This is a genomic window from Pseudomonas sp. P4_C3 (genome assembly GCF_056402075.1).
On record NZ_JBFUIC010000334.1, the window covers coordinates 1 to 4,194 of the forward strand.

Sequence of the window (4,194 nt, forward strand, 5' to 3'; positions counted from 1 at the left end):
GCATTGTCCTGGTTGCCCTGAACCTGCGCCCTTCCATGGCCGCTGTAGGGCCTCTGCTCTCGGCGATTCGCGACGACATTGCGCTGAGCTTCAGCCAGGCTTCACTGCTGACCATGTTGCCAGTGACGGCCATGGGACTGGCGATGTTTGTYGGCCTGCACGTCAGCCAGCGATTCGGCGACCAGCGCACGGTGGTGTTCTCGTTGCTGATCATCGGCGTGGCCACGCTTTCGCGGTTGCTCCTTGATTCAGCTGCGGAGCTGCTTCTCAGCGCGGTACTGGCAGGTATCGGGATAGCCCTGATCCAGGCGCTGATGCCAGCGCTGATCAAATCCCGCTTCAGCGACAATGTCGCCCTGTGTATGGGACTCTACGTCACGTCGATCATGGGCGGTGCCGCCATGGGTGCTTCCTTTGCGCCACTGGTGATGGAACGTACCGGCAGCTGGCGTATGGGCCTGGCGATCTGGGCGATTCTCGCCGTGCTGGCATTGCTGCTCTGGGGTACCCAACGGGCGGAGATGCCGATACGGGATTCAAAGGCCTCCAGTAATGGTTCGTTCTTCGCCAATTCCCGCGCGTGGTTACTCGCGATCTTCTTTGGCCTGGGCACTGCGTCCTACACCTGTGTCCTGGCCTGGCTGGCGCCGTACTACGTGGAAAAGGGCTGGAGCGAGCAGCACGCCGGATTGCTGCTCGGATTTCTGACCGCCATGGAAGTGCTGTCGGGCCTGCTGACGCCCGTCATCGCCAATCGCAGCCGCGACCGCCGTGTCGTGCTGATGGTATTGCTTGTACTGATCATCGCCGGTTTCTGCGGATTGATTCTGAGCCCACAACATTTGAGCCTGATGTGGCCATGCCTGCTGGGGCTGGGCATTGGCGGCCTGTTCCCGATGAGCCTGATCGTATCGCTGGATCACCTGGACAATCCCTTGCGCGCTGGTGGCCTGACCGCCTTCGTTCAAGGCATTGGCTACTTGATCGCCGGCCTGTCGCCGCTGCTGGCGGGGATAATCCGCGACCGGCTCGGCAGCTTTGAATGGGCCTGGTGGTCGCTGACAGCAGTCATGGCACTGATGATGTTGATGGTTTTTCGCTTCAACCCAAGGCACTACACCCGCCACATCCATTGATCCGGAGCCTGCCATGAAAACCATCGGTTTCGCCGCCGCTCACGCCAGCATGCTGCTTTGGGCCTTGTTGATCGCCGCGTCGTTTTCCGCGGCGGCGCAAGTCAGYCAGGCCATCGACCCGATCCTGCTGACCGGTTTGCGTCTGCTGTTTTGTGCCTTGGTGTTTCTGCCGCTGTTGCTGTTAAAAGGCGATGCGATCATGACCGCTCGTGGGCTGCTCGGTCACGCGGTGCTCGGCCTGCTGCTGGCGCTGTACTTCGGCTCGCTGTTCGAAGCATTGCGCTACACCTCGGCCGTCAACACCGGGACGATGTTCACGCTGGTGCCGCTGATGACCCTGGGTTTCGAAGCCGTGCTGACACCTGACAGCCGCCTGAAACAACGGATTGTGCCGATGCTGCTCGCCGCTGCCGGGGCGGTTTTGTTGATCATGAAAGGCACCGGCCCCGACGAATTGCCATCGCCGTATGCGTTGACGGTGTACGGCATCGGTTGCCTGGCGATGGCACTCTACGCCCCTCTCAGCCAGCGCCTGAAAGCCAACAGCCTCAAGGGGCGTGGGCCGGTGCCCATGACGTTCTGGAACATGCTGTTTGGTGCGCTGTTTCTGCTGGTGTTCTGTGGATTCAGTGGCGGTTGGCGCTCGGCATCATTGCTGACGCTCAGCGATTTCTATTGGCTGATGTACCTGGCGGTATTCGCCACCCTGGCGACGTTTTGGCTGCTGCATCGGGCCATCGGCGTGATCGCGCCGTCCTCGGTGATTTCCTACATCTACCTGAGTACGCTGTTCATCACCCTGTTTCACTGGCTGTGGGGGCGCCAGACGCCGCTGCCGCTGGAAATGGCCGGCGCGGTGCTGGTGGGCCTCGGCATGTTCGCGCTGTTGATGTCCAGCCGCCGCTCCGTGTCGGCGATGGTCCAGGGCTGACACGGGCCTGGGCGAAACGTCCTGCAAGGCATTCTCCCTGCTCGCTCATTCCGCTAGGATCTTTCGCTCATCCTTGCGCACGGTCAGTGCAAGGGACGCAGCGAGACGCAATGGATGCTGAACAGTAATTCGCTTAGAAAACTCGACATGCAGGACCTCATGGTGTTCGTCGCCGTGTACGAGCAAAACAGCGTCACCGGCGTATCCGAGACGCTTTGCGTCAGCCAGTCCACGGTGAGTTACTGCCTGAAAAAACTGCGCACCTGTTTCGGGGACGAATTGTTCATCAATACCCGCACCGGTGGCATGCAGCCCACCTGCAAGGCCGGTACGATGTACCCTCATGTGCTGAAAGTCCTGGAAAGCATCAACCTGTGTCACGCCGGCCCACCCACGTTCGACCCCGGGCTGAAACCCGTGACCTTCAACATCTGCGCACCGGAATATTTCGAACAGTTGATCCTGCCGCGCCTGCTGAAACGCTTCGACCTCGCCGATCTTCCAGTGATGGTCAATGTGTTCAAACTCGAAGCCGATATCCCTGCCGAAGCGTTGCGCGAAGGCAGCCTCGACCTGGTGATGTGCTTCGGCCCGCACTTTCATCGCAGTCACGTCGACTTCAAATCCCGGACGCTGCTCGAAGACGATCTGGTGTGTGTTTTCGACAAACGCGCCACGCCGGCGGAACCGCGCTTGAGTCTGCAAACCTATGTCGAACGTCGACACGTGTTCCCGACACCCTGGACGTCCGCCACCAACATGGTCGACGGCTGGCTTGCGCAGCAAGGACAACAGCGCCAGATCGTCGCACGCGCCAACAGCTACAGTGCAGCGCTGAAACTGATTACCGGCACCGACTATGCCCTGACCCTGCCCCGGCGCATCCAGCGACTGCTGGCCGGTGCAGACACTTTCAATCACTGTGAAGCGCCCGAAGGCTTGCCGGGTTTCACCCTCGATATGCAGTGGAGCCAGGACGCGGATCAGGACAGCGCCAACACCTGGCTACGAGCGCAGGTGATCCAGGCCGGCGTCGAGCAGGCAACGGCCTGATACTCAGTTGCTGATGGCGGTCTTGCTGTAGGAATCGCGATCGATGTCAAGAATCTCCACGCACAGCTGGACTTCAACGCCAGTCGGCCACTCACAAAGCTCCTGCACCACCGCCAGCAGGCTTTCAGACAGTTGCTTCTTGATCTCTGCGGAACGACCACTCAACAGCGCCAGTTTCACATGCACGAACGCCCGCTCGGCCAGTACCGTACCGACCCTGAACGTATCGACCTTGACCGCGCGGCTCTTGATGTCGAATTCGGCAAACTGACCGGAACCCACCAGCGTATTGTTCAACCGCATCAATGCCACATCGGCATTCAGATCAGTCAGGTTGGCGGTGTATTCCATGTGCAGGTGAGGCATGAGTCAGATCCTGTAAGTAGTTGGGCAGGTCATACATATAACACAGCGTCGCCCTGTTCATTCGGGCAGTGGCAAAACGGCACGTTCACTCATGAACGCTTCCAGGCGCGAGCGTAACCAGCGCTCGGCAGGGTCGGTATCGACATGACTGAGCCAGACCATGGACAGGTCCAGAGTCGGCGTCTTGATCGGAAAGGGCTCCTTGAACAGCATTCCCGATGCAGCCATCGCCTCGGCGGTGTAATCCGGCAGACTGGCAATCAGGTCCGTCCCGGCGAGCAAGGCTGGCAACGCACTGTATTGCGGTACCGAGAGCACTACCTGGCGCGTGCGACCGATATCTGCCAGCCACTCGTCGGCATAGCCACTGACGTTGGCGGTATGGGACACCAGCACGTGTGGTCGCGCGCAATATTCATCGAGGGTCAGCGGTGTGTCGGAGGCATCGGCGCGCAATATGCTGGGATGGATGTGCCGCAGCAACTTGCGCTTGGCATTGGCCGGCAAGCCACGGGTCTGGCTGATACCCACCGTGATATCACCAGACGCCAGCAAGTCGGGAATCCGCCAGTAATCGACATGCTGCACCACAAACACCACGTTGGGCGCTTCCTGGCGCAAGACTCGCAGCAATGGCGGCAACAGGCCAAACTCGACATCGTCGGACAGACCGATGCGGAACGTCATCGTACTGCTGGCCGGATCGAA

5 protein-coding genes are annotated in these 4,194 nt (G+C 60.2%); 3 read left to right on the forward strand and 2 right to left on the reverse strand.

Annotation, left to right across the window (positions count from 1 at the left end):
- Positions 1–2 precede the first annotated feature (2 nt).
- The 3 genes from AC1DVH_RS26960 (at position 3) to AC1DVH_RS26970 (ending at position 3,120) form a co-directional block, all read left to right on the forward strand.
- Positions 3–1,136: a cyanate transporter gene (locus tag AC1DVH_RS26960; protein WP_477756358.1), complete on the forward strand. Its 1,134-nt coding sequence runs from the start codon at positions 3–5 to the stop codon at positions 1,134–1,136.
- Positions 1,137–1,149: 13 nt separating this feature from the next.
- Positions 1,150–2,067: a DMT family transporter gene (locus AC1DVH_RS26965; protein WP_477756359.1), complete on the forward strand. Its 918-nt coding sequence runs from the start codon at positions 1,150–1,152 to the stop codon at positions 2,065–2,067.
- 114 nt (positions 2,068–2,181) lie between these two features.
- Entirely contained in the window at positions 2,182–3,120 is a 939-nt protein-coding gene (locus AC1DVH_RS26970) for a LysR family transcriptional regulator (protein ID WP_477756360.1), read from the forward strand.
- A 3-nt stretch (positions 3,121–3,123) separates the two neighbouring features.
- Here AC1DVH_RS26970 and AC1DVH_RS26975 read toward each other — a convergent pair whose 3' ends face one another.
- Together AC1DVH_RS26975 and AC1DVH_RS26980 are read right to left on the reverse strand one after the other, a co-directional pair.
- Complete coding sequence (locus tag AC1DVH_RS26975; RefSeq protein WP_477756361.1) at positions 3,124–3,486, reverse strand: 5-carboxymethyl-2-hydroxymuconate Delta-isomerase; 363 nt, start codon at positions 3,484–3,486, stop codon at positions 3,124–3,126.
- 57 nt (positions 3,487–3,543) lie between these two features.
- Positions 3,544–4,194 (reverse strand): LysR substrate-binding domain-containing protein (locus AC1DVH_RS26980; protein ID WP_477756362.1); only part of this gene is annotated, 651 nt, incomplete at its 5' end.

Excerpts from the sequence above, each read along its gene's own strand:
- AC1DVH_RS26970 (WP_477756360.1), top strand. The coding sequence starts at position 2,182 with ATGCTGAACAGTAATTCGCTTAGAAAACTCGACATGCAGGACCTCATG.
- AC1DVH_RS26975 (WP_477756361.1), bottom strand. The coding sequence starts at position 3,486 with ATGCCTCACCTGCACATGGAATACACCGCCAACCTGACTGATCTGAAT.